Origin of the sequence: Proteiniborus ethanoligenes (assembly GCF_900107485.1) — a bacterium.
In the GTDB taxonomy this organism is placed as follows: domain Bacteria; phylum Bacillota; class Clostridia; order Tissierellales; family Proteiniboraceae; genus Proteiniborus; species Proteiniborus ethanoligenes.
This window is the reverse complement of record NZ_FNQE01000023.1, coordinates 42,139-66,027: the sequence shown is the minus strand read 5'-3', so window position 1 is coordinate 66,027 and position 23,889 is coordinate 42,139. Positions and strand designations below refer to the sequence as shown.

Below are 23,889 nucleotides of genomic sequence, written 5' to 3'. Positions count from 1 at the left end.
TACCTGATTGAGGCTGCTAACAGTGTTCGAAACCATATACCAGAGTATAAACAATTTTATTACAAGAAGTACGGTGAAGTAACTACCCACCAACATAAAAGAGCACTCGCACTTACATCTCGTAAATTAGTACGACTGATTTTTGGATTGCTGACTAAAAATCAAATCTACTCCACCGATAAAGTTGGAGAGATTCAATAAAATATTTTCCCTTCTCAAACCTATTTTTCTCAAAAAAATTATAGGTTCTATTAAGATTACTCTTTTTTAATTGTTTCTTTTATTTTCTTTAAAAATCATCTCTTGACATATTACCAGATTGCTCTCCCTCTTTGAAAATAACTTCTTTTGCTTTTTCCATTGCTTTTTCTAAAGTTTCAACTATTCCAACACTGTCAAGTAGTTTTTGATTTGTAGATGTTACTGAACCTACTCTTAGAGCATTCTTTAATCTTAGTTCAAAAGAACTCATACCTAGTTTTTCTGCAAGTGCGTCTATTTGTCCTTCATGAGCTACAGCTACCTGCGGAACTCCAAAACCTCTAAAGGCTCCAGCCATAGGGTTGTTTGTATATGCAAATGTAGCTTTTATTTTTACATTTGGGATTTCATAAGGGCCGGTAATATGAGTCATAGCTCTAGCTATAACTGCTGGACCATATGATGCATAGGCTCCTGTATCTCCTATTATATGAGCTTCCATAGCTAATAGCTTTCCATCCTTCGTAGCCCCAGTCTTAACTGTCATAGTCATAGGGTGTCTCTTTGAAGAAGCCACCATAGACTCTTCTCTATTTCTTGTAAATTTCACAGGTCTTCCTGTATGATATGCCAATAATGATGCATGACATTGTACAGATATATCAAGCTTTCCTCCAAATCCACCACCTGTAGTAGCTTGAATACTTCTTACTCTACTTTGTGGAAGCTTAAGCATTCTTGCTACTTCTCCTCTGTCAAAGTGAGGATTTTGAGTTGAACTCCAGAATGTTAGAACTCCATCTTCATATTTTGCAAGTCCCGCTTCAGGCTCTATAAACATATGAGCAACGTAGCTTGTATTGTATGTGTTTTCTACTATTACATCACATTGCTTAAATGCTTCTTCTGCATTTCCAAAAATTAAATCTTTAGTTTGAAGAATGTTTGAAGTGCCGTGGATTGGATGTGCTCCTTCTTTTAGTGCATCTTCTATAGTAAATATTCCTTCTAGCTCTTCATAGTCTACTTCTATTAAATCTAATGCTTGTTCAGCAATTTCTTTAGTTTCTGCAGCAACTATTGCTAATGCATCACCTATTCTTCTGATTTCATCATCTACTAGCACAGGCTCATCCTTAAAAATAATACCTACTCTATTGTCTCCAGGAATATCCTTTGCTGTTAAAACACTTACTACTCCTGGTAAAGCTTTTGCTTTGCTTGTATCAATGCCTTTTAGTATGGCAGAAGCTACTGTACTTCTTTTTACTGCACCATATAACATATTTTCTAGCTCCATATCTGCTGAATATAGTGCTGTACCTAAAACCTTGCTTAATGCATCTTTTTTTTCAACGCTTTTCCCAACTATATCAAGCTTTCGATCTTTAACCATTACATCCGTCATTTCTCCCGTTACATTATAATCCTTCACTCTGTTTCCTCCTTTCACTTATTTATCTCTGGCTATTTCAACAGCTTCTATTATTTTTGTATATCCAGTACATCTACATATGTTTCCAGACATAGCTTTTTTAATTTCTTCCTTTGTTGGGTTAGGATCCTTCATTAATAATGCTTTTGCAGAAAGTATCATTCCTGGTGTACAGAAGCCACATTGAACGGCACCAGCATCTATAAATGATTGTTGCAATTTATCTAGTTCTCCATTTTGTGATAAGCCTTCTAAAGTAATTACAGAACTTCCATCAACTTGAGGAGCCAATACTATACAGGAAGTTACAGCAGCCCCATTTACTATTACAGTACATGCTCCGCACTCACCTTCTGAGCATCCTTCTTTAACACTCAATAGCCTAAAGTCTTCTCTAAGCATGTCTATTAATCTTTTATTTGGGTTTACCTCTATAGTTACATCTTTATGATTAAGATTAAATGATATTTTTACCTTTTCCAAAATGTAATCCTCCTTTTAAAATAGTTTAGCATTAATTTAAATCCGCTAAAATATCATCAAATAATTCTTCTGCTATACCCTTCATAGCTTCCCCTTTATATAAAGCTAAATGCTTAAAAGGTGAGTTGTCAACGCTAACATTAGTTATTTCAGATATTTTTTCGATACATGCTTCTATGTTTTCTCTGTTTAATTCTTTGCCCATTAAAGCTTCTTCTACTTCTCTAACTCTCACTGGATATCTTGAAATAGCTCCCAAGGATATTTGAGCCTTAGTACATATATTGTCCTTATCCTTTTCTATTAATGCTCCTATGCTTATAACAACTATAGCTAAGGCTTTTCTCTTACCTAGCTTTTTAAAGCTAGTAGCTGAATTCTCACTAGGAGCTTTAAAGAATATTTCAGTCAAGATTTCATCTTTTCTAATTTGACAATCTCCAGATCCACGATAAAATTCTTCTAGCTTCATGGTTCTTTCTTCTTTTTCACTTTTAAGAACTACTGAAGCATCTAAAGCCATAAGTGCAGCTATTGAATCTCCCGCAGCAGAAGCATTTACTATATTTCCACCAATAGTTCCTAGATTTCTTATTTGAATTGAGCCAACTTCCCCACAAGCTATAGCTAGAGCCTTAGCTTTTTTATTTAAAATTTCTGAGGATTCTAGGTAGCTAAAATTGGTAAGTGCACCTATTTTTATGAATTCGTTTTCCTCTCTAACATATGCTAATTCCTTGATATGCTTGATATCTACTACTTTTTCTGGTGAAATCATTTTTTTATTTACCTGAACAATAAAATCTGTTCCTCCAGCAATGATTTGAGTATCCTTATCTGCTCCTGCCAATATCTTTACAGCTTCTTCAACTGTTTTTGGAGCAAAATAGTTAAATTTTTTCATTTTATCCCTCCTGTAAGAAATCATTAATAGTAAAATTGCAATGTGTTTTTAAGAATGTCTTAAGCTCTATAATGCCTATAAATCCTATTATTAGGCTATAAATATATGTTTTTAAGTTTCACAATCATAATATATTGCAAGAGCTTTGCCAAATTTATAAATTGTTTTTAAAAAAATATTAGCATTTTCTTAGATGTCTGTAATTATCGTTATTAATTAAACAATAACTCATAAAAGGTTTCTTTGTTAAGTATAAATTTTTGCTTTATTAGGGATAAAATTCAAAAAAAATATTAAAAATTTCCCGAAAACATTTCATTTCCGAAATGCTTTCGGGAAAATAACGATTAATCCTGCATAATTAGGCTAATTGTCCATTTCATTTTTGAAATGCCCATTTCATTGTTGAAATAGACCTACTCTATATTCAATTGATTCATTTTCCTCCATAATGTGGTTGTGCTTATTTTTAAATAATCTGCAGTTTTTGATTTTATACCATCGTTTAATTTAAGAGCCTTTTCAATAATTTCTTTTTCATATTCTTGAAGCATTTCATCAAGACCATTTTCGTTTATATCCTCAATGCTAAAGTTTTCATTTATATTTCTAGGTAAATGCTCTACTTTAATTATTCTATCATTTCCTATTATATTAAAGGCCTTTTCTATACAGTTCATTAACTCTCTTACGTTACCTGGCCAGTTGTGACCCACAAGAATGCTTAAGGCTTCTTCGTCTATACCCTCAACAAACTTACCAAAGGTTAGGTTCATCTTTTTTATTGCATGACTTACTAAAGATGGTATGTCTTCTCTTATATATCTTAAGGACGGAAGATGTATGTCAAGAACATTTAGTCTATAGTACAAGTCTTGTCTAAACTTACCTTCTTTAACCATCTTGTCTAAGTCCTTGTTAGAGGCAGATATCACACGTATATCAAGTGATATTGTTTTTTCACTACCTATTCTTCTTACTTCTCTTTCCTGTAATACTCTTAGTATTTTAGATTGAAGATCTAAATGCATTTCACTTATTTCATCAAGAAATAATGTTCCTCCATTAGCTTGTTCAAATACTCCAGGTGATCCTCCTTTTTTTGCTCCTGTAAATGCTCCGCTTTCATATCCAAAAAAGCTACTCTCCATAAGGTTTTGAGGAATAGCAGCACAGTTAATAGCTACAAAGGGCTTATTAAATCTATTACTTGCATTGTGTATGGATTGTGCAAAAACTTCCTTGCCTGTTCCAGTTTCTCCGAAAATCAGTACATTTGAGCTAGATTGAGCTGCAATATTAGCTATTTCTTTTGCTCTGATAATCTCACTAGTTTTCCCTATAATATCAGAGAAGTTGTATTTTGCATCTTGATACTTTTTCATTTCATTCATTAAGCTATGATTTTTTTGCACATAGTCTTCATTGTTAAATCCAAATCCAAAATCCGTACCCATAGGTATTCTAACTGCATTTGCTCCGCTAATATAGTTAGATTCACCAATTACTGGTTTCTGCTTTTTCATAGCCTCATTTGCATCCTTGCTTATGGTTCCTAAAAATTTAGTATTTACCTCACCATTAGAATTCACAGAAGCTAGTCTTTTGCCTTCACTATCAAAAACCACAGCTTCTCCCCCTGCCACTCTTGCTATAAATGGAAGAGCGTCAATCAAAGATTTTTTTAGTGAGTTGCTATAGCTAACTCGCTCAACATTGCTACAGCAAAGAACATAATCCTCTATAGGTATGCACCAGGTTTCTGCACCTAGTTCAAGCTGGGACATCCCATGAACTGCTTCTTGCTTTTGAGCGGACTCTTTAGCCAAATCATAATAAACACCTTTTAATCCAAGGATTTCATTTCCTGCTGAATCTATTGTCTTAATTCTTTTTCCATCTTTATTAGTAATAGCTGCGTATCCAGATGTAACTCTTGCAATAATGGGAAGAGAGCCTAGTAAGATATTTAATACCTTGTCCATTTTCAAATAACACCAGCTTTCTAAAATGACATGTTTTATTTATTATTATAACAAATTATTATAGTTTTTAACAATAGGGGGTTTTCTATTACAAAAAGATGAAAAGGAACCCTAAATAATTAGAGCTCCTCATAAGGTCCTTAAAATATTATATTTAATACCATCCTCTTAGTTTCATAGCATCTGCTACTTTTTTAATAGAAATCATATATGCAGCAGTTCTCATATCTACATTATATTCTTCAGATAAGCTTATTATTTCATTAAAAGCCTTAACCATTAGCTGCTCTTGTTTTTCTTGTACTTCATCAAATGGCCAGTAATGATTCATTAGGTTTTGTACCCATTCAAAGTATGATACAGTAACGCCACCTGCATTAGCTAAAATATCAGGCACTACAAACAATCCTTTTTCATTAAGAACTTTGTTTGCTTCAGGAGTAGTAGGACCATTGGCTCCTTCTACTATAATTCTAGCCTTTATTTGATTTACATTTTGGCTTGTTATGGCATTTTCTAATGCACATGGAGAGAAGATATCACATTCTACTCCAAAAACTGCTTCTCTATGCAGCTCTTGAGTACCATTGCCAAAGCCAGTTATGAATTTATTTTTATTTTTAGCCGCATATTCTCTTAAAGCTTTTACATCTATTCCATTCTCATCTACTAAGCAGCATGAAAAGTCAGAAATGGCAACAACTTTTGCACCTAGTTCCTCAGCATACATTGCAGCAAAGCTACCAACATTACCAAAGCCTTGAACTACTACTCTTAGGTCTTTCATATCCAGACCGTTTTTCTTAGCTGCTTCCCTCATCATTAAAGCAACCCCATATCCAGTGGCTTCATTTCTTGCTAATGAGCCGCCAAAAGCAACAGGTTTTCCAGTAATTATGCCTGGAACATTTTCCCCTCTCATCCTTGAGTACTCATCTGTCATCCATGACATTATTTGAGGATTAGTTCCAACATCTGGTGCAGGTATGTCTTTCTTTTCACCAATAACAGGTGATATAGCAATTATGTAAGCTCTTGAAAGTCTCTCTAATTCTCCAGGTGATAACTCTGAAGGATCAACTGTAATTCCACCTTTTCCTCCACCGTATGGAACTCCAACTACTCCACATTTAAATGTCATCCAAGTTGATAGAGCCTTAACTTCGTCAAAGTTAACTCCTGGATGGAATCTTATGCCTCCTTTTGCTGGACCAAGAGCGTCATTATGTTGTGCTCTGTAGCCTGTAAATACTCTAATGCTTCCGTCGTCCATCTTAACTGGGAAATTTACCTCCAGCGTTCTTAAGGGTTGTTTAAGCAGCTCATAAACAGCCTCTTCTGCTCCTAGCTTGTCACATGCGGATCTAATCTGCTGTTGAACAATTTCAAAAGGATTTAAAGTTTTTTCTGCCATTTTTTTGTTCCTCCCTTAAAGGTAATTTTTTGAATATAACATTCTATGATTCTTTTAAATTAATCCGTAGAGCTTTCCTATTCCTTATAATAAGAATCAAAATGTTAATTCTTAAAGATTTAATCATGCTACAAAGGCCTCGTGCAGTGGATAAATACTCCATGTAAAACGTTTTCCTTACTTCTTCCCTTACTCCATAGAAATTATAACATATCCCTTTTCCATTGTAAACAGTATATGGAAAAGCCTGAAATACAAAGGATAATTTGTTACATTTTTATCATTTTTTTCACATCTACATTAATGGCTAAAATATTCAAAGAAGTCATATTCTCTACCTCATATATTATCTGATGCTGCATAAGAGATATTAGTGGTACTATTGGATTTCCGTATACAATCTCAGCATTAAGGCTTATAATAATTCCCTGCTCTAAATTTTTAATCTGTATTCCATAAACTCTAGATATGCCAATAACCTTACTGGCAGCATGCCTAGTTAAATCCTTTATAACCACATCAGATATATAGTATTTACCTCGATAGCTAAAGGTAGGTCTAACTACAGTTTTTTCAAATACCTGTTCTTTAATATCTTCTTTCTTTTTCCATATTTTTAAGCTATCAATGAAATAACCTGAAAAATCTTTTTTTATTTCAAAGGTTGGCACTGGAATAACATGCTTTCCCTCTTTTTTTCTAAATTGTTTTGCTGTGTTTATTTCTTCCTCTGTTGAAATATTTTCTATATATATTCTTTCACTTGCATCTGGAAGCTTTAAAGCGTTAGTAATTTTATCTATCATTCTATCAGATGTGCCTAAGATTAGAATTCTTGAGGGTTTATTTTCTCCTATAGCTTTTTTTACCTCTTGTCTATGAGTGTATTCCATGAATACCGCTCTTCTAATGGCACTTACTGCTGTGTTTTCTCTTTTTGCAGATTTACCTGCAACTATTTTATTGCCTTTTATTAGGAGTCCATCATCTATAATATACTCTATGCTTTTCTCTTTAGCTAACATTATCGCCTTATAGCTTTTTCCACTACCACTTTGTCCAACTAATGCTACTATTTCCATATAAATTCCCCCATCATGTTAGTCCACAAATATATTTTATCATAGATTATCTTCTTTATACAATGAAAAGCGACCAAACTGGTGGCCACAGACTATATACTACAAAGTCTCAAAATGTAGAGTGACTCTGAAAGTTTTGAAATACCTTCTAGCGAAGTAAAAATACGTATTGGAAACCATGGATTTTAGCGGAGCGTTCGTTGGTTTCCTGTATTTTTACAAGCGTGAAGGTATCAAAACTTGAAGGGAACGAGTGTTTTGAGACTTTGTCTACAGACTAAAGCGACCAAACTGGTCGCTTATATCTTAAATCTGCTTATTTCATTGTTTAGCTTTATGGCTAGCTCGCTTAGCTTATTTGCTGCCTCTGCCACCTCAGTTACTGCCATAGATTGCTGCTGCATTGAAGCAGTTACTTCTTCAGATGCTGCTGCTGTTTCCTCAGATACAGAGGATATGTTTTCAATTGCTTCTACTATCTTGTCTTTATCCCTATTCATATTTCCCACATAATCTGTAATAAGCTCAATCTTTTGAGCTATTTCATCTATAGAATTAGATATGTGAGTAAAGGCACTATTGACTTCATGAACGGCTTTAGTCTGCTCATCTGTTCTTTTTTTAACACCATTCATAGAATTTACAGTTTTTTCACTTTCAGCTTGTATCGATACTATAATATCTTTAATTCTGTCTGATGATTCTCTTGAATCAAAGGCTAGCTTTCTAATTTCTTCAGCAACTACAGCGAAGCCCTTACCATGTTCACCTGCTCTAGCAGCTTCTATAGAAGCGTTTAATGCCAGGAGATTAGTTTGTTCAGCTATTGAATCTATGGTCTGGAGTATATCTCCTATAAACTTTATTCTTTCATGTAGATTTAATATTTCCTTCTCTATTTCATTTGTCCCTATATTGTTCAATTCAGTTTTTTTCTGTAGCTCTTCAACTATAGCTACGCTAGATATGCTTGTATCCATGACCTCCTTAGCAGACTTTAGCATATCATCAGAGTTGTGTGTAAGCTCTGCAAACTTAACTGCAAGGTCAGATACCAGCATAACTCCTCTTTCTGAATCCTGGGCTTGCTCTGAAGCCCCCTTTGCAATTTCCTCTACAGTTCTAGCTACCTCCTCTGAGGATGCACTGGTTTCCTCTGAAGTAGCTGCTAGATTTTGGGAGGCATTTGTAACGTCTATTGATACATCTTGAATCATCCTTACAAATCTTGAAAGATTTTCCGTCATTATGTTAAAGCTCTCACTTAGTAATCCAATTTCATCTTTTGTAGTAATTTTAGACTTTATTGTAAAATCCCCTTCCTTCATTCTTTCCATGCTTTGAGTTAAGGATTTTATTGGATTAGTTATGGACCTTGCAAGTAAAATAGCAACAATCATAGCCACCATAAGAGATACGCCGCCTATAAGTATAGTACTTGTTAGTAGTCTTTTGGTATGACCTGATATTTCATCTAAGTAAACACTTGATGCTATCCTCCAATCCAGCCTGTTTAAAACATTTATAGTTGCAAACTTCTTTTTAATAGTTCCATTTTCATTAAAATCATATTCTAAAAATTCTACATCTCCTGCCTTAATTGCTTCATGGAGCTTTGGAACTGTTGATGTATTGCCGACTAAATCCTTATTTTTATGAACTAATATGATTCCTTCCCTATCGTATAAAATAGGATATCCTGTTTGCCCCACTTTAATATTAGTAATTATATCCGATAATGTTTCTAATTTAATATCTATGCCTAGTACTCCAATCAATTTGTTCCGTGTGTCATAGACCGGAACTCCAACTGATATTACTATTTCCTTAGTTGCAGTATCTATATAGGGGTCAATCCAGGTTGCTTTATTATTCTTAACTGCCTCAATATACCAGTCCCTTTTTCTAGGATCAAAGCCTGGCGGTAGGGTTGCTTTAGGATATACAAACATATCGCCTTTTTCAGTACCTAAATAAATATTAGCTACATCTGTGTAGTTGTTAATATAGTTCTCAAAGCTTTTTAGCATCCATATCCTAGAATCTAGGTTAGAGTATATAGACTGAACGTTTGACTCCTTTCCCATATACTCAACACTTTCTTCAAAGCTGTGAAAATATGTATCTATGGCTCTATTAACTTCATCTCCTAAGCTTTTAGTCAATTCCTCAAATTGGCTTTTGACCACAGATGTAGATGTTAAATATGCTCCTGCACCTAAGACCACTATCGGAATAGTTATGACTAAAATAAATATGATAATCAGCTTCCCTCTAAGGCCTAGCACAAAGCTTTTATTGAGATTATCCTTAGTTCTATTCTTTTTTCCTTTCACACTAATCCCCCTTTCATATAATTTGACAATTAAGACCTTTTTTCTATCTATACCCCCATATCTCTAAATTATATATCTTAGAAGAAATGTTTTGAGAATTTTCTGAATATTGTTTTTCTTAAAGATAGAAAAACCATAGCATTTATGTTTTTTTGTAAATGCTATGGTTTATTTAATATTTATCTTTTTTTATTAAAACTCAGTTATTATTTTAACTACCTCATCTAATTTATCAAAGAAAGGAGTATGACCGCTGTCCTTAAGAAGTATCATCTTTGCATTTTTGCCAATTCCATCTTCTATACTTTGTGCCATTTGTAAGGTTACTAGCTTATCTTCTTCTCCTTGTATTACTGCAGTTGGAACTTTTATATTTTTTATTTCTCCTGTTCCCATGCTAATACCATTAAAATCATCTGTTATATTAAAGCTTCCTAAGCTATAATATATATCTACAATATTTTGTTGCTTTAAGCTATCCTCTAGATATTCATCATATTTATTAGGCTCAGGTTTTCTGTGGGAAAATATATATGCATCAAATATTTTTTTATAGAATTCCTTATCCTTGTTCTCTATTGCTTTTAAAAATCCGACCTTGGCTGGATCAATAGCTATTTCTTCTTTAGTTCTAAGTAAAATTCTATTTCCATTTTCATCTATTCTATATGAAGGGTAGCCTAAAGCACCTGCAGAGGCTAATAAAAATAATCTATTAACCATATGTCCATAATTAGCAGTAAAATGCATGCTGACTGCTCCACCCGTTGACCAGCCTACTAAATCAAATTTATGTAAATCCAGTTCGTCTGCAAATAGTTTAATATCTTCTGCAATATCCCTTAAGGAGCTTATAGGAGTATTGTAGGTTGAAGCTCCAAATCCTCTCATATCTACGGCATAAATAGTGTAATCCTCTGGCAAAGCCTCCATAAGCTCGTCATAATATTTAGATGTAGCAAGGTTACCATGAATTAACAATATGTTTTTTTCCCCACCTGAACAATACCTATACCGGTAGGTTTCCCCATTTGGTAGCTTCACTTTTCTTAACTCTATGTTTTTCATAATATCCCTTCCTTCTAGAATAATTATTAAAATCGGCAAGTAATTGTTAAAATAAAAACAATTACTTGCCGATTATTTTTACATTATATTATGCATTTTCTCCTACAGCTTTTACAGCAGCTACTATATCATCTACATTATCTAATGCCTCTAGCATTGCTGGAATGATTTCGTTTACATCTCCTACTATACCATAATCTGCGATTTTAAATATTGGCGCATCAGGATTTTTATTTATTGCTATTATACATTTTGCATCCTGCATTCCTGCTAAGTGTTGAATAGCTCCTGAAATGCCACATGCAATATAAAGATTAGGTCTTACAGTTTTACCTGTCTGGCCTACTTGATGAGAATGTTCAATCCAGCCTACATCAACAGTAGCTCTAGAAGCACCAACAACTCCACCAAGCTTTTCTGCTAGCTTTTCAACTAGCTCAAAGCCTTCTCGAGTTCCTAGTCCTCTTCCTCCAGCTACTATTATTTTTGATTCCTCTAGTGGAACTTCTGCCTTTCCTGATTTTACTACTTTCTCAACAACTGCCTTTATATCTTCCTTCTCTAATCTAATATTTACTTTCTCGATTTTTCCTGTTCTATTTTCATCATACTTGGCTCTTTCCATTACTCCTGGTCTAACTGTTGACATTTGTGGTCTATGGTCAGGACAAATAATAGTAGCCATTAGATTTCCACCAAATGCAGGTCTAGTCATAAGTAGTTTTTTGTCTTCCTTATCTATTTCAAGTCTTGTACAGTCTGCCGTCAAGCCTGTATGGACTCTTGCAGAAAGTCTAGGTCCTAAATCTCTACCAATGTTAGTAGCGCCTATTAGCATTATTTCTGGTTTTCTTTCATTGATTAGCTCTGTTATAACCTTTGTATATCCATCTGTTGTATATACTTCTAATAGTCCATTTTCAGCATATAATACTTCATCTGCCCCATATTTTACTAGTCTTTGAGCTACATCATCTATATTATTCCCTAACAATACTGCTGTTAGATTAACTCCTAACTCGTCAGCTATTCTTCTTCCTTCTCCTAAAAGCTCTACTGCTACATTTAATAGCTTTCCTTCTCTTTGCTCTGCGAATACCCAAACGCCCTTATATTTAGATATATCTTTAACTTCGGCCTTAGCTTCTTCTTCTTTGATTATAGCTTCAAAAGCACATTCTTCTATACAAACACCACAGGATGTACAGCTTTCTGTTATAAAAGCTGTATCACCTTTCATCTCTATAGCATCAAAGGGACAAGCACTAACACATACTGAACATCCAGTACATTTATCTTCTATTACCTTAACAGCCATTATTATCACCTCAACATAAGAAATTGTGTTTCAAGTTACTATTTAAAATACAATAGAATTGTTCATAGAAGTGAGCCCATATTCCTATTGTATTTCTTTCCTACAAATCTATATTATCTGTCTCTCTTTTAATCTTACAACAAATTGTCTCGCTACTTCACTTGGGTTGCCTTGTAGCATTTCGCCTCCTGTTTTTCTTGATTCAGGAGTGAATGACCTTTTCACTTGAGTTGGAGAGCCTTTAAGCCCTATTTGCTCTCTATCCACATCTATATCTTCTACTGTCCAAACTTTGATCAGTTTTTCTTCATCTCTATATGATTTATATATTCCTTTTACAGAAGGATATCTAGGATTATTTAATTCTTTAATTGCAGTAAGAAGAACTGGCATATCTGACTTCACTACATAATAGCCGTCCTCCAATGATCTTTGTGCAGTAATGCTTTTCCCGTTTATTTCTAGATTTTCTACATAAGTTATTTGAGGTAATCCTAAATGTTCTCCTATTTGTGGTCCAACCTGCGCAGTATCTCCATCTATTGCTTGTCTACCACAGAATATTATGTCGTAGCTTCCTATTTTCTCAATTGCAGAAGCAAGAGTAATAGATGTAGCCCATGTATCAGCTCCTGCAAAGGCTCTATCACTCAATAGTATTGCCTCATCTGCTCCCATAGCTATTGCTTCTCTTAATGCTTCTCTTGCTTGAGGTGGTCCCATGGAAAGAACTATTACCTCAACATCATCATGAGTATCTTTTATCTTTAATGCTTCTTCTAATGCATTTTTATCATCTGGATTAATAATACTTGGGACACCCTCACGAATGAGTGTACCCTTTACTGGATCTATTCTAACCTCATTAGTATCAGGAACTTGTTTTACACATACAATTATTCTCATAGCATTTTCACTCCTTTTCTATCTTAAGGCATTTGCTGATATTACCATTTTTTGAACCTGCGAAGTACCCTCATATATTTCAGTTATCTTAGCATCTCTCATCATTCTCTCAACAGGGTAATCTCTAGTATAACCATAGCCTCCATGTAGCTGTACAGCCATAGTAGTCACTTCCATCGCTGCTTCTGAGGCAAACAGCTTAGCCATTGCAGCTGCATTACCATATTCTAAACCTGCTGATTTTCTATAAGCTGCATTGTACACCATCAATCTAGCAGCCTCAACCTTAGTTGCCATATCTGCAATCATCCACTGGATTCCTTGGAATTGCCCTATTGCTCTACCAAATTGCTGTCTTTCCTTAACAAATTTAACTGCTTCATCTAGTGCTCCTTGAGCTATTCCTAGTGCTTGTGCACCTATTCCTATTCTACCGCCATCAAGAGTAGTCATGGCTATTTTAAAGCCCTTTCCTATTTCACCTAGTAGGTTTTCTTTTGGCACAATACAATTTTCAAACACTAGCTCAGTAGTAGCAGAAGCTCTAATACCCAATTTGTTTTCCTTTTTACCTATTTTAAATCCTGGAAAGTCCTTTTCAACAATAAAAGCGCTTATTCCTCTTGTACCCTTAGACTTGTCAGTCATGGCAAATATTATGTATACATCTGCCTGACCACCATTAGTTATAAATATTTTAGTTCCATTTAGAATATAATTATCACCATCAAGTACTGCAACAGTTTGTTGACCTGCAGCATCTGTACCTGCATTTGGCTCAGTAAGACCAAAAGCTCCTAAATATTCGCCTTTCGCCATTGGAATCAAATATTTTTGTTTTTGTTCTTCTGTACCATACTTTTGTATAGGCCAGCATCCAAGTGACGTATGTGCAGACAATATTACTCCTGTCGTTCCACATACTCTTGAAAGCTCTTCTACAGCTATGGCATAGGCTAAATCATCTCCACCTGCTCCACCATACTCTTCAGGTATAGGAATACTTAACATATTATACCTTGCCATTTTTTCTACACTTTCCCTAGGGAATCTTTCTGTTTCATCAATTTCTGCAGCTAAAGGCTTTATTTCCTTTTCTGCAAACTCCCTCATAACTTTTCTTATCATTTCCTGTTCCTTAGTTAAACTGAAATTCATTGTTTTCCCTCCTCATTATATATAAATATATTATTGATAATTTTATAACAAAAGCCCCTATAAAAATGCTAATGAGGTAGCTTTTGTTAAGCCACTACATAAGCGAATTGCACAAAATCTCCAGTTTTGCAATCTGCTTAAAACTCATTAGGTCAAGTTCTTTAAATAAAGATTTAAAAGTATAACTTTCCCATTCGTTATAACAAATTAAATATGCAATATTCTTGCCATCATTATAATTATACTCCTTTGACTAAAATTTTTCCACAAGGTTTGTTAATTTTTTATCTTACATTTTCTTAATACCCTTCATTCTTGTCCCTTATTACCCTTGATAAAGCTTGTATTTGCAAGGCTTGTCCTTTATTCCATCAATATTAATTACTATATAAAAATTATTTGTTTATCAGCTTAATTTTATCACATAAAAAAAACTATCTTAGAGATAGTCTTTTTTTATGTGTATATTTCTGATAATAATTGTTCAATTTCTTCAATTTTGTACATTTTCTATACATGCCCTGTGTTTTATTTGGACACTTTTACTTTTCGTTCTTTTCTTTGTACATATATGACAGTATAAATAAGCTTTCATTTAAATGGACGTTTTCCACTACAATGTCTTCTGGAACTTTTAAATCTGTAGGGGCAAAGTTCCATATGCCCTTTATATTACTTTTAACAAATTTATCAGCTACACTTTGAGCATGCTCCTTAGGAGTAGTTATAATCCCTATTTCAACTTCATTTTTAGAAATAAATTCTTCAACATTATCTACATCTAGTATTTCAATGTCTCTAATCTTTAAGCCAATGAGCTTAGGATTTTTATCAAATAAAGCCAACAGCTTAAATCCAGCATCCTCAAAGCCTTTATAATTTGCTACTGCCTGACCTAAATTACCTGCACCCACTAATACAGCCTTATAAATCTTTTCTAAGCCTAAAATTTTCCCCAACTGTTTATGCAGCTCTTCTACATTATATCCGTAGCCTTGTTGACCAAAGCCCCCAAAATTATTCAAATCTTGTCTTATTTGTGAAGCTGTAAAGCCAGTTATATTACTTAACTCATGGGATGAAATCCTAGTAATATCCTTATCTAACAATTCTCCAAGATATCTGTAGTATTTAGGAAGCCTTCTGATAACTGCCATAGAAACTTTATTTTCTCTTTCCATATCTTTTATTCACCTACTTAACTCAATATTTTCATATATAAGATTTTTAGTTATTATATCATTAGGTTAATATTCTGTCAATTTGTGCGGTTTGATAAATAGTAGTTTTACCCATATTATTGCTCTATTTATATTCCTTCTCTTAAAATATATTCCCTTATTGTTTCATTCTTAAACTATTTTTGTTAAAATTATATTAGTTAATAAAGACGAGGGGGATAATATTGATAGTTTTATCATGTAGCAATATATCAAAAAGCTATATAGTTGATGAAATACTAAGTAAAATTACTTTTGCCTTAAATGATAATGAAAAAGTTGGACTAGTAGGCTTAAATGGCTCTGGAAAATCTACTTTATTTAATATATTATCTGGGAAGCTCTCTATGGATTCTGGTGAAATCTATGTATCCAAGGATTGCAGAATAGGTTATCTTGAACAAAATACTCAAATCGAAAGCAATAAATCTATTTTTGATGAGGTAATGGAGGTTTTTGTTCCATTAATAGAAATGGAGAAAAAACTAAGGGAACTAGAGCATAGTATTAGCTTAGAAGGTGAAAATCCAGAATCTCAATTGCTAGGGAGCTTAATGGATGAGTATGCCCACCTAATGGAAGAATTCCAAAATAAAAATGGATATGGTTTTAAGAGTGAAATAAAAGGAACTTTAAAAGGATTAGGCTTTACTGAAGAACAGCTCAATATGTCTGTTTCTCATTTAAGTGGAGGACAAAAGGCTAGAGTAATGTTAGGGAAGCTACTGCTTAGCAAACCTGATATCCTTCTTCTAGATGAGCCTACAAATCATCTAGATATACAAGCTATAGATTGGCTAGAAAAATATATAAAGGAATACAAGGGAGCAGCAATAATAATTTCTCACGATAGATATTTTCTTGATAATACTGTAAGTAGAATATTTTATTTAGAAAAAACATTGTTGAAAATATATAATGGAAATTACTCTAGCTTTATGAATAAAAGAAAGGTTGAATTAGAGCTTTTAGAAAAAAAATACGAAGAGCAGCAGAAGGAAATCTCTAGACAAGAAGAAATCATTAGAAGATTTATGTCCTATGGAGGACAAAGATATATTAGACAGGCACAAAGTAGACAAAAGATGCTTGAAAGGATGAAAAAATTAGATTCACCTAGTGGAGAGAATAAGAAAGCAAAAATAAGATTTGAGCCAAAGATTAAAAGCGGTAATGATGTATTATCTGCTGAAAATTTAAGTAAATCCTTTGATGACAATCCTCTATTTCAAAATGTAAGCTTTAAAATATACAAAGGTGAAAGAGTAGGACTCATAGGCCCTAATGGAGTAGGTAAAACAACTCTTTTTAAAATGATTATGGGCAAAATACCTATTAATGGAGGAAATGTAGCCTTAGGTCATCATGTAAATATAGGTTATTTTGATCAAGAATTATCTAATGTTAATGGGGAAAAAACTGTTTTAGATGAAATTTGGGATGAAAATCCATCCTTAGACCATTATCAAATAAGATCTCTACTTGCACAGTTCTTGTTTATTGGTGATGATATTTTTAAGGAAATATCTGATTTAAGTGGAGGAGAAAAAAGTAGAGTAGCCCTTATAAAGCTTATGATGTCTAGATCAAATTTTCTTCTTATGGACGAGCCTACTAACCATCTGGATATAGACTCTAAGGAAGTACTAGAAGATGCACTGCTAAGCTATGACGGCACAGTTTTGGTCATTTCTCATGATAGATATTTCTTAAATAAGGTAGCAAATAAAATACTAGACTTATCTAATGATGGAGTAACTGAGTATCTAGGTAATTATTCATATTATCTTGAGAAAAAAAATACTCCTGTCTATGATGATGAGGAGGATTTAGTTGAAAAAACTAGAACTCAGCTTAAGGCTGAAAAGAAAAGAGAAAAGGATATAAAGCTGTTAGAGAAAAAGCAAAGAGAAATGCTAAGGAGCATTGAAAATAATATTTCCGAGCTGGAAAATAGAATACATGAGCTGGAAAATGAGCTCTGCAACCCAGATGTATTTTCAAATCATGAAAAAAGTCAGGAAATCCATCAAGAAATACTAGATTTAAAGGAAAACCTAGAGGAGCTTTATGAGCAGTGGTTAACATTATCTCTTTCTAGTTCTTAGTTGTTAGTTGTTAGTTGTTAGTTGTTAGTTCTTAGTTCTTAGCTAATAACTAACAGCTAACTTATCGAATTATGTCAACAACTAAAAATAGATTTTATCCCATATATTTCAAATTATTAATTTGAATTTTTTATTTTCCCCTATAATCCACAATTTATACACACAATCCACATATTTATCCACATTATTGTATGATATTATAGGTTGTTCCTAGTATTATTTCCACATTATCCACAGTTTGTAGATTTAGACAAATAAAATAATGTGGACAAGTTGTTAACAATTTGTTGATATAGTTTTGTCGAAAATCAGTAGTTTTGGTCTACATAATAACTCTACATAATGGTTAATTTTATATAAGACTAGGATATTATTAACCACATTTAATAAATAGTATATTATTTATCCCCTAGCTTCAAATTTGGAACCCCATTTAAATCTAATCCTGCTACATTTCCCTTTAAATAATTATAATATGCTGCACATCCTATCATCGCTGCATTATCTGTGCATAAAATTCTAGAAGGAAATTTAATATCTAGCCCCTCTTCACTTCCTCTTTCCTTTAGCATGTTTCTCAGACCTTCATTTGCAGCAACTCCGCCTGCTATTACTATAGTATTAGTTTTCATCCTTTTTGCAGCCTTTATAGCTTTTTGGGTTAAAACCTCTATTACTGATTGTTGAAAGCTTGCTGCAACATCTTCTACTGGTATACTGATTTCTTTTTGCTTTAGACTGTTTAAATAATTTAATACTGCTGATTTAAGACCGCTAAAGCTAAAATCAAAGCTGCCTTCCTCAAGATATACTCTTGGAAAATCTATTGCATTTTTGTCTCCTTTGGTTGCTAGCTTGTCTATAAGTGGACCACCTGGATATCCTAATCCCAGTGCTCTAGCTATTTTATCAAAGGCTTCTCCTGCTGCATCATCCTTAGTTCTACCTAAAAGCTCATATTCACCATAATCCTTCATATATACTAAATGTGTATGTCCACCTGATACTACAAGACAAACAAAGGGCGGCTCTAGCTCAGGGAATTCAATAAAATTTGCATATATATGTCCTTCTATATGGTTCACTGGAACTAAAGGAATATCCTTACCAAATGCAAGTGCTTTTGCTGTTGATATACCTACGAGAAGTGCTCCCACAAGGCCTGGACCATAGGTTACTCCTATATTGTCAACCTCGTCTAAAGTTACTCCTGCTTTATCTAATGCATCCTGTATTATTATATTAATGTTTTCAATATGCTTTCTTGAGGCTACCTCTGGAACTACTCCCCCAAACTTTTTATGTATTTCTATTTGAGACGATATTATATTGGACAATACTTCTCTTCCGTTCTTTAAGACTGCTGCTGCTGTTTCGTCACAGGAGGTTTCAATAGCAAGCGTAATAATATCCTTTTGTATTTTATTTTCCATATTCATCCCTCACATTATGTATTTCCTTGTTTATATTACAATTAACCTCATTATTCTATCATATATTATATCCTTATAAAATTCATATTACCATATTAATAGAATTTATCCTAAATCTTAAGCTAATATTATGGCTCTAAAAAGCAAAAGATATCTCTAGAGGTGATGTCATGAGTAATAATAGAAGACCTTTTTATTGGAAGTTTTCTTCTTATAATGTATTGTCTGATGGCATGCTGAAAGACATAAGCTATGGAGATTATGCTCTTATGATGACTGTAAAAGATAAGCCAACAGAACAAAAAAACATTCATGACAGAGAGCCAAAATTAAAATAAAAATCAGTTTGGGTGTTTTTTGAAAAAGATATTAGTAGGGCAGACTTTATCGTGTCTGCCCGAAATTTTTACCTATTTCCACTCATCATAATCCAGTTCCATAGCCAAATTAGATAAAATTTCATCAACTAAATCTATGTCACATTCATGTTCCTTTGTAAAATGGATACAATTTTCACAGCTTTTCTCTACATATCCATAAGGGTTTACTGAAGACCTTAGTCTTTCATCATCAAATGTGTATCTATGTCTGCTACAGTTGTTAGCAACCTTTCTAAGCTGTTCTTTACTAGCCATATCTATACCTCCAGAGAATTTATATTTAAAATAGTCTTATTTTATTATCTGTATTTTTTAGATTTTTACACACAAAAAAACACAGATCAAATGACCTGTGTTGTTGGTTGTTAGCTAAGAACTAAAAATAGCTAAAATCCTGCTAGCTTTGTTCCGACTGCTCCTAAGCCTGATGTAATCAATATAAATACAATCCAAGTGCCTAAAACTAATACAGCAGAGCTTTTCTTATTTATACCATATACCTTTGATATACCTATTATAGCAAGTATTTGATACCAAATGACAAATATATCCAAGTTACCTAAAAGAAGATATAAGAATGTAGTTGCTTGTGAATCTGGTAGAAATACAGCAAGAGAAGTAACAATATTAGGTTGCTTAGTGATTAATGTTAGAACTGTTTTAATAATAGTTCCTAAAAAAACAGGGAAATAAGAATATATAATTATTGAAAATGCTTGCTTAAATGTGCCAGTTCCATTTACAAAACCTGAAAATGCATTTATTAGTGCACTTTTAACTAGCCAAACTGCTGCTATGGCAATGACCGTAAATATAATAGTTGTGTAAACCTGAATACCCATAAGCGAATCAAAGCCTTCTGGCATCTCTATTCCCATTCTTGCATACTGCTCAAGGGCAGCTTCTTTAATTACTACCTTCATCATATTAACCGTTGGTAGTGATAAAAGCAATACACCTATTAATATTACAAGCATAGGAAATAAAATTCTTGGATGGTGCTTTAGATTTTCAAAGGCTTTACTTGGGCTAATGAAAATATACTTTAATCTTTCCCACCAGTTAAGTGGTTTTACTTCAATTCCATTTTGATTAATGTTTTCTGTCATTTTAACACTCCCCTTCTATTTTATTCATATCTTAAAGCTTCAATAGGATCAAGCTTTGCAGCCTTGTTTGCAGGATACATTCCAAAGAAAATCCCTACTGCAGCCGAAAACAATACTGCCATTAGTATAGTGCCTATAGATGCAGATGGTGGTATTCCAATGGACATTGATATTATACTCTGTATAGTAAGTCCAAGGATGGTTCCAATAAGTCCTCCAGTTCCTGATACTATCATGGCTTCTACTAAAAACTGAACTAATATATCTCTTCTAGTAGCTCCTATTGCTTTTCTTATACCTATTTCTCTAGTTCTTTCTGTTACGGATACTAGCATTATATTCATAACACCAATACCTCCAACTAAAAGGGATATTGCAGCTATAGCACCTACTACGCTAGCTAACATATTGAGCACATTATTCATCATATCCATCTGCTGCTGAGCACTTTGGTAAAGATAAAAGTCTTTTCCAACATTTTTATGTCTTCTTTCTAATAGACTAATTATCTCTTTACTAACCTCATCTATTTTCTTGTTGTCAGCAATATTAATTTGAAATTGACTATATCTGTCTCCATAGCCTAGACTTCTCATCATAGTATATGGGACATAAAGGGTAGTAGTATCTCCTATAAACTGTTGGGCAAGATTTTCTAAAGTCCCGCCTGGAGTTTTATATATACCAATAATAGTTAAGGATAGCTTTGAGGCTCCTGTATCTATTATTAAGTTTTCCCCTAAAACATCTTTTCTTTTAAATATTTTATCTGCAAGCTTCTCATCTATTATAGCCACTCTTCTACTTCCCTTTGTATCTGATTCTAATAAGAATCTTCCATCTACAAGGTCTATAGTAGTCATCCTATTATAATCTTCAGTTACGCCGTATATGCTGACTGGAGCATTATTTCGGCCTTTAACAGCAGTACCATTGGAGCCTAACACAACAGATACTCCTGTTATTTTGTCTTCAAATACTCTTCGGATAGTTTTCATATCCTCTTCGTCAAAGTAATCATTTCTATTTAAATCCTTTGACCAATTAGTATATACAGCTACTAAATTAGCTCCTATCTTTTCAAACTCATTTCCTATCTGAGCCTGGCTGCCTTGCCCCAATGATACTATAGTTATTACAGAAGCTATACCTATTATTATACCTAGCATGGTCAAAAAAGTACGCATTTTATTTGCCCAAAGACTTGATAATGCAGAACCTAAGCTTTCTAAAAAATTCATCCTATCACCTTCTCTTTATACATCATTCTAATGCTGTCTGTGGCCTTATTATAATTTGATCCTTTACTTTTTTATCCTCAATAAGACGACCATCTCTAAATAGTACTATTCTCTTAGTATGCTGAGCTATCTCCGGTTCATGAGTTACTAATACTACTGTTACTCCTTCTCTGTTAAGCTGTTGAAATATAGACATTATTTCTTGACCAGATTTAGTGTCAAGATTGCCTGTAGGCTCATCTGCAAGTAGAATAGAAGGATCATTTACAAGGGCTCTAGCTATGGCTACTCTTTGTTTTTGACCACCAGAAAGTTCGTTAGGCAAATGGTCTACCCTGTCTCCTAGACCTACCTTTTCTAATACTTCTAAGGCCTTCTGTCTTCTTTCTTTTTTAGATATTCCTGCATAGGTCATAGGCAGTTCTACATTTTTAAGTGCAGATGTTCGAGGCAGTAGATTAAAGGATTGAAATACAAATCCAATTTTTTTATTTCTAATAGCGGCCAGCTCTACTTCATTTAAATTTTCTACGGATACTTCATCTAGTGTATACCTTCCTGATGTAGGCCTATCTAAGCATCCTAATATATTCATAAGTGTTGATTTCCCAGAGCCTGAAGCTCCCATTATAGAAACAAACTCATCTTTTCCTATTTGGAGATTTACTTCCTTTAAAGCCTCTACAGATATCTTACCTGTATCATATATTTTACCTAGGTTTTCTATCTTTATCATTTTTGCTCACCTTTACTGTTTAAAATTGAAACCTCTAAGTCATCATATAGCTTTTCAGTAGGATTAATAACTATTTTATCACCTAGGTTAATATCTGCAGAAATTACTTCTTGCTTCAAATCTCCTTGTATACCGATTTTAACAGGTACCTCTTTTATTTTATTATTTTCTACCTTAAACACTACCTTAGTACCATCTCTTTTTTCATAAACTGTTTCATAAGGTAAAACCAAGGCTTCGCTTTTAAATGCTGTGTTAATGGCTACATTTGCTGTAAATCCTGGTTTTAAGTAATTATCTGTATTTAGTATATCTATTCTTACAGTAACTTGTGTTTCCTTGCCTGTACCAGTAGGTACAACATTTGCTGACGGTGCAATAAAGGATACTACTCCTTCCATTTCTTTATCTTTAAATGCTTCTCCAGTAACCTTTACCTTCTGTCCTATTTTTATTTCACTTATATCATATTCACCTATGCCAACTTCTATTTCAAGATTATTTAAGTCCTCGATAACAAATAAAGGTGCCGCTGCTGTAGCTGGTAAGCCAACTCGTGCGTTAGATATTACTATGGTTCCATTTATAGGACTTTTAATAATTGATTCCTCAAGGGCTTCTTTTTGAGATTTAAGAGATATTTCCTGAATCTCTACATTTTTTCTTTGGATATCTATATTTGTTTTTAAGTCCTCGTTATTTTTAGAATCCTCTACCCTTTTTTGAGCTAGCTCATAATTATTTTTAGCTGTTATCATATTTGCTTCATCTGCATCTAGCATAGCCTTGCTTATGCCTCCTGCTTCATAAAGAGTTTTTGAGCTTTCAAATTTGCTCTTGGCATTTTCATAGGCTAATTCTGCATTTTCTAAGCTTTTTTCAAGCTCAAGAGTATTGTTCCCTTCTTCAAGCTGTCTTTCCATGTTTTTCAGTCTTTGCCTTTCCATTTCAAGACTAGTTTGGGCAGTTCTTATTTTATATTCTAAATCCTTCACATCAAGCTTTAATAGAATATCTCCTTCTGATACCTTATCCCCTTCTTTTAAAAACACTTCTTGTATGGTATAAGGAAGGCTTGAAACCACGTTTCTTTGTTCCTTTGATTTCAAAACTCCTTCAGTAATCAAAGTTGAATCAAAATCATTTTCCTTCTCTACTTCCACTACTGTTACGTATGTACTAGCACTTGTTTCTTTATTAACAGCTTTCAGAACTCCTGCTGTTATAACAGCTAATCCTAATATAGCTGCAAGAACTATAAATACAACTTTTTTCTTATTTTTTGCCATGTCAATACCTCCTACTAGAATAATTCCATATATATACTATACCATAATAATAGACTACTTAATTGTTAAAAATACTTCAAGAA

General features: G+C 33.4%; 20 protein-coding genes and 1 pseudogene. 3 read left to right on the top strand and 18 right to left on the bottom strand.

Going from position 1 to position 23,889, the window contains the following annotated elements; translation table 11 throughout:
• A pseudogene (locus tag BLV37_RS15185) lies at window positions 1-201 on the top strand (IS110 family RNA-guided transposase); the annotation flags it as partial.
• 88 nt (window positions 202-289) lie between these two features.
• On the opposite strand, the gene BLV37_RS10385 reads toward BLV37_RS15185, so the two are convergent.
• The 12 genes from BLV37_RS10385 to BLV37_RS10330 form a co-directional block, all read right to left on the bottom strand.
• Complete coding sequence (locus BLV37_RS10385) at window positions 290-1,636, bottom strand: xanthine dehydrogenase family protein molybdopterin-binding subunit (protein ID WP_244270523.1); 1,347 nt, start codon at window positions 1,634-1,636, stop codon at window positions 290-292.
• 18 nt (window positions 1,637-1,654) lie between these two features.
• The gene (locus tag BLV37_RS10380) at window positions 1,655-2,119 is read right to left on the bottom strand and encodes a (2Fe-2S)-binding protein (RefSeq protein ID WP_091731012.1); all 465 of its coding nucleotides are present in this window, start codon (window positions 2,117-2,119) and stop codon (window positions 1,655-1,657) included.
• A gap of 31 nt (window positions 2,120-2,150) precedes the next feature.
• Window positions 2,151-3,023, bottom strand: coding sequence for an FAD binding domain-containing protein (locus tag BLV37_RS10375; RefSeq protein WP_176967952.1), 873 nt, complete (start codon window positions 3,021-3,023; stop codon window positions 2,151-2,153).
• A 416-nt stretch (window positions 3,024-3,439) separates the two neighbouring features.
• Window positions 3,440-5,008, bottom strand: a complete 1,569-nt coding sequence (locus BLV37_RS10370; protein ID WP_091731007.1) for a sigma-54 interaction domain-containing protein — start codon at window positions 5,006-5,008, stop codon at window positions 3,440-3,442.
• A gap of 154 nt (window positions 5,009-5,162) precedes the next feature.
• Window positions 5,163-6,422, bottom strand: coding sequence for a Glu/Leu/Phe/Val family dehydrogenase (locus BLV37_RS10365; RefSeq protein WP_091731004.1), 1,260 nt, complete (start codon window positions 6,420-6,422; stop codon window positions 5,163-5,165).
• A gap of 269 nt (window positions 6,423-6,691) precedes the next feature.
• Window positions 6,692-7,504, bottom strand: coding sequence for an Asp23/Gls24 family envelope stress response protein (locus BLV37_RS10360; protein WP_091731001.1), 813 nt, complete (start codon window positions 7,502-7,504; stop codon window positions 6,692-6,694).
• Window positions 7,505-7,803: 299 nt separating this feature from the next.
• Entirely contained in the window at window positions 7,804-9,840 is a 2,037-nt protein-coding gene (locus BLV37_RS10355; protein WP_091730999.1) for a methyl-accepting chemotaxis protein, read from the bottom strand.
• Window positions 9,841-10,032: 192 nt separating this feature from the next.
• Complete coding sequence (gene phaZ, locus BLV37_RS10350) at window positions 10,033-10,908, bottom strand: intracellular short-chain-length polyhydroxyalkanoate depolymerase (RefSeq protein ID WP_091730996.1); 876 nt, start codon at window positions 10,906-10,908, stop codon at window positions 10,033-10,035.
• Window positions 10,909-10,996: 88 nt separating this feature from the next.
• On the bottom strand, window positions 10,997-12,226 hold the full coding sequence (locus BLV37_RS10345) for an electron transfer flavoprotein subunit alpha (RefSeq protein WP_091730992.1): 1,230 nt from the start codon (window positions 12,224-12,226) through the stop codon (window positions 10,997-10,999).
• 108 nt (window positions 12,227-12,334) lie between these two features.
• Window positions 12,335-13,132: an electron transfer flavoprotein subunit beta/FixA family protein gene (locus BLV37_RS10340; RefSeq protein ID WP_091730989.1), complete on the bottom strand. Its 798-nt coding sequence runs from the start codon at window positions 13,130-13,132 to the stop codon at window positions 12,335-12,337.
• An 18-nt stretch (window positions 13,133-13,150) separates the two neighbouring features.
• Window positions 13,151-14,290, bottom strand: coding sequence for an acyl-CoA dehydrogenase (locus BLV37_RS10335; protein WP_091730986.1), 1,140 nt, complete (start codon window positions 14,288-14,290; stop codon window positions 13,151-13,153).
• A gap of 542 nt (window positions 14,291-14,832) precedes the next feature.
• On the bottom strand, window positions 14,833-15,471 hold the full coding sequence (locus tag BLV37_RS10330; protein ID WP_091730984.1) for a redox-sensing transcriptional repressor Rex: 639 nt from the start codon (window positions 15,469-15,471) through the stop codon (window positions 14,833-14,835).
• A 224-nt stretch (window positions 15,472-15,695) separates the two neighbouring features.
• Between BLV37_RS10330 and BLV37_RS10325 the strand changes: the two genes are divergently transcribed.
• Window positions 15,696-17,618 carry an ABC transporter ATP-binding protein gene (locus BLV37_RS10325; RefSeq protein WP_091730981.1) on the top strand — a complete coding sequence of 641 codons (1,923 nt, stop codon included), beginning with the start codon at window positions 15,696-15,698 and terminating at the stop codon, window positions 17,616-17,618.
• A gap of 398 nt (window positions 17,619-18,016) precedes the next feature.
• Here the strand turns inward: BLV37_RS10325 and tsaD are convergent, their stop codons facing one another.
• On the bottom strand, window positions 18,017-19,039 hold the full coding sequence (gene tsaD, locus BLV37_RS10320; RefSeq protein WP_176967955.1) for a tRNA (adenosine(37)-N6)-threonylcarbamoyltransferase complex transferase subunit TsaD: 1,023 nt from the start codon (window positions 19,037-19,039) through the stop codon (window positions 18,017-18,019).
• Window positions 19,040-19,221: 182 nt separating this feature from the next.
• On the opposite strand from tsaD, the gene BLV37_RS15085 reads away from it, so the two are divergent.
• Window positions 19,222-19,389 carry a hypothetical protein gene (locus tag BLV37_RS15085; RefSeq protein WP_176967951.1) on the top strand — a complete coding sequence of 56 codons (168 nt, stop codon included), beginning with the start codon at window positions 19,222-19,224 and terminating at the stop codon, window positions 19,387-19,389.
• Window positions 19,390-19,461: 72 nt separating this feature from the next.
• On the opposite strand, the gene BLV37_RS10315 is transcribed toward BLV37_RS15085, so the two are convergent.
• The 5 genes from BLV37_RS10315 to BLV37_RS10295 all read right to left on the bottom strand — a co-directional run bounded on the left by BLV37_RS10315 (window position 19,462) and on the right by BLV37_RS10295 (window position 23,806).
• Window positions 19,462-19,686, bottom strand: a complete 225-nt coding sequence (locus tag BLV37_RS10315; protein WP_091730976.1) for a hypothetical protein — start codon at window positions 19,684-19,686, stop codon at window positions 19,462-19,464.
• Between the two features lie 131 nt (window positions 19,687-19,817).
• On the bottom strand, window positions 19,818-20,540 hold the full coding sequence (locus BLV37_RS10310) for a Yip1 family protein (protein ID WP_091730973.1): 723 nt from the start codon (window positions 20,538-20,540) through the stop codon (window positions 19,818-19,820).
• A gap of 20 nt (window positions 20,541-20,560) precedes the next feature.
• On the bottom strand, window positions 20,561-21,781 hold the full coding sequence (locus BLV37_RS10305; protein WP_091730970.1) for an ABC transporter permease: 1,221 nt from the start codon (window positions 21,779-21,781) through the stop codon (window positions 20,561-20,563).
• 22 nt (window positions 21,782-21,803) lie between these two features.
• The gene (locus BLV37_RS10300) at window positions 21,804-22,517 is read right to left on the bottom strand and encodes an ABC transporter ATP-binding protein (RefSeq protein WP_091730968.1); all 714 of its coding nucleotides are present in this window, start codon (window positions 22,515-22,517) and stop codon (window positions 21,804-21,806) included.
• The gene (locus BLV37_RS10295) at window positions 22,514-23,806 is read right to left on the bottom strand and encodes an efflux RND transporter periplasmic adaptor subunit (RefSeq protein ID WP_091730965.1); all 1,293 of its coding nucleotides are present in this window, start codon (window positions 23,804-23,806) and stop codon (window positions 22,514-22,516) included. Before BLV37_RS10295 ends, BLV37_RS10300 begins: the two co-directional genes overlap by 4 nt.
• Window positions 23,807-23,889: the final 83 nt, after the last annotated feature.

Excerpts from the sequence above, each read along its gene's own strand:
- BLV37_RS10365 (WP_091731004.1), bottom strand. The coding sequence starts at position 6,422 with ATGGCAGAAAAAACTTTAAATCCTTTTGAAATTGTTCAACAGCAGATT.
- BLV37_RS10315 (WP_091730976.1), bottom strand. The coding sequence starts at position 19,686 with ATGGCTAGTAAAGAACAGCTTAGAAAGGTTGCTAACAACTGTAGCAGA.
- BLV37_RS10370 (WP_091731007.1), bottom strand. The coding sequence starts at position 5,008 with ATGGACAAGGTATTAAATATCTTACTAGGCTCTCTTCCCATTATTGCA.
- BLV37_RS10360 (WP_091731001.1), bottom strand. The coding sequence starts at position 7,504 with ATGGAAATAGTAGCATTAGTTGGACAAAGTGGTAGTGGAAAAAGCTAT.
- phaZ (WP_091730996.1), bottom strand. The coding sequence starts at position 10,908 with ATGAAAAACATAGAGTTAAGAAAAGTGAAGCTACCAAATGGGGAAACC.
- BLV37_RS15085 (WP_176967951.1), top strand. The coding sequence starts at position 19,222 with ATGAGTAATAATAGAAGACCTTTTTATTGGAAGTTTTCTTCTTATAAT.
- BLV37_RS10340 (WP_091730989.1), bottom strand. The coding sequence starts at position 13,132 with ATGAGAATAATTGTATGTGTAAAACAAGTTCCTGATACTAATGAGGTT.
- BLV37_RS10330 (WP_091730984.1), bottom strand. The coding sequence starts at position 15,471 with ATGGAAAGAGAAAATAAAGTTTCTATGGCAGTTATCAGAAGGCTTCCT.
- BLV37_RS10295 (WP_091730965.1), bottom strand. The coding sequence starts at position 23,806 with ATGGCAAAAAATAAGAAAAAAGTTGTATTTATAGTTCTTGCAGCTATA.
- BLV37_RS10335 (WP_091730986.1), bottom strand. The coding sequence starts at position 14,290 with ATGAATTTCAGTTTAACTAAGGAACAGGAAATGATAAGAAAAGTTATG.
- BLV37_RS10375 (WP_176967952.1), bottom strand. The coding sequence starts at position 3,023 with ATGAAAAAATTTAACTATTTTGCTCCAAAAACAGTTGAAGAAGCTGTA.
- BLV37_RS10345 (WP_091730992.1), bottom strand. The coding sequence starts at position 12,226 with ATGGCTGTTAAGGTAATAGAAGATAAATGTACTGGATGTTCAGTATGT.
- BLV37_RS10305 (WP_091730970.1), bottom strand. The coding sequence starts at position 21,781 with ATGAATTTTTTAGAAAGCTTAGGTTCTGCATTATCAAGTCTTTGGGCA.
- BLV37_RS10310 (WP_091730973.1), bottom strand. The coding sequence starts at position 20,540 with ATGACAGAAAACATTAATCAAAATGGAATTGAAGTAAAACCACTTAAC.
- BLV37_RS10300 (WP_091730968.1), bottom strand. The coding sequence starts at position 22,517 with ATGATAAAGATAGAAAACCTAGGTAAAATATATGATACAGGTAAGATA.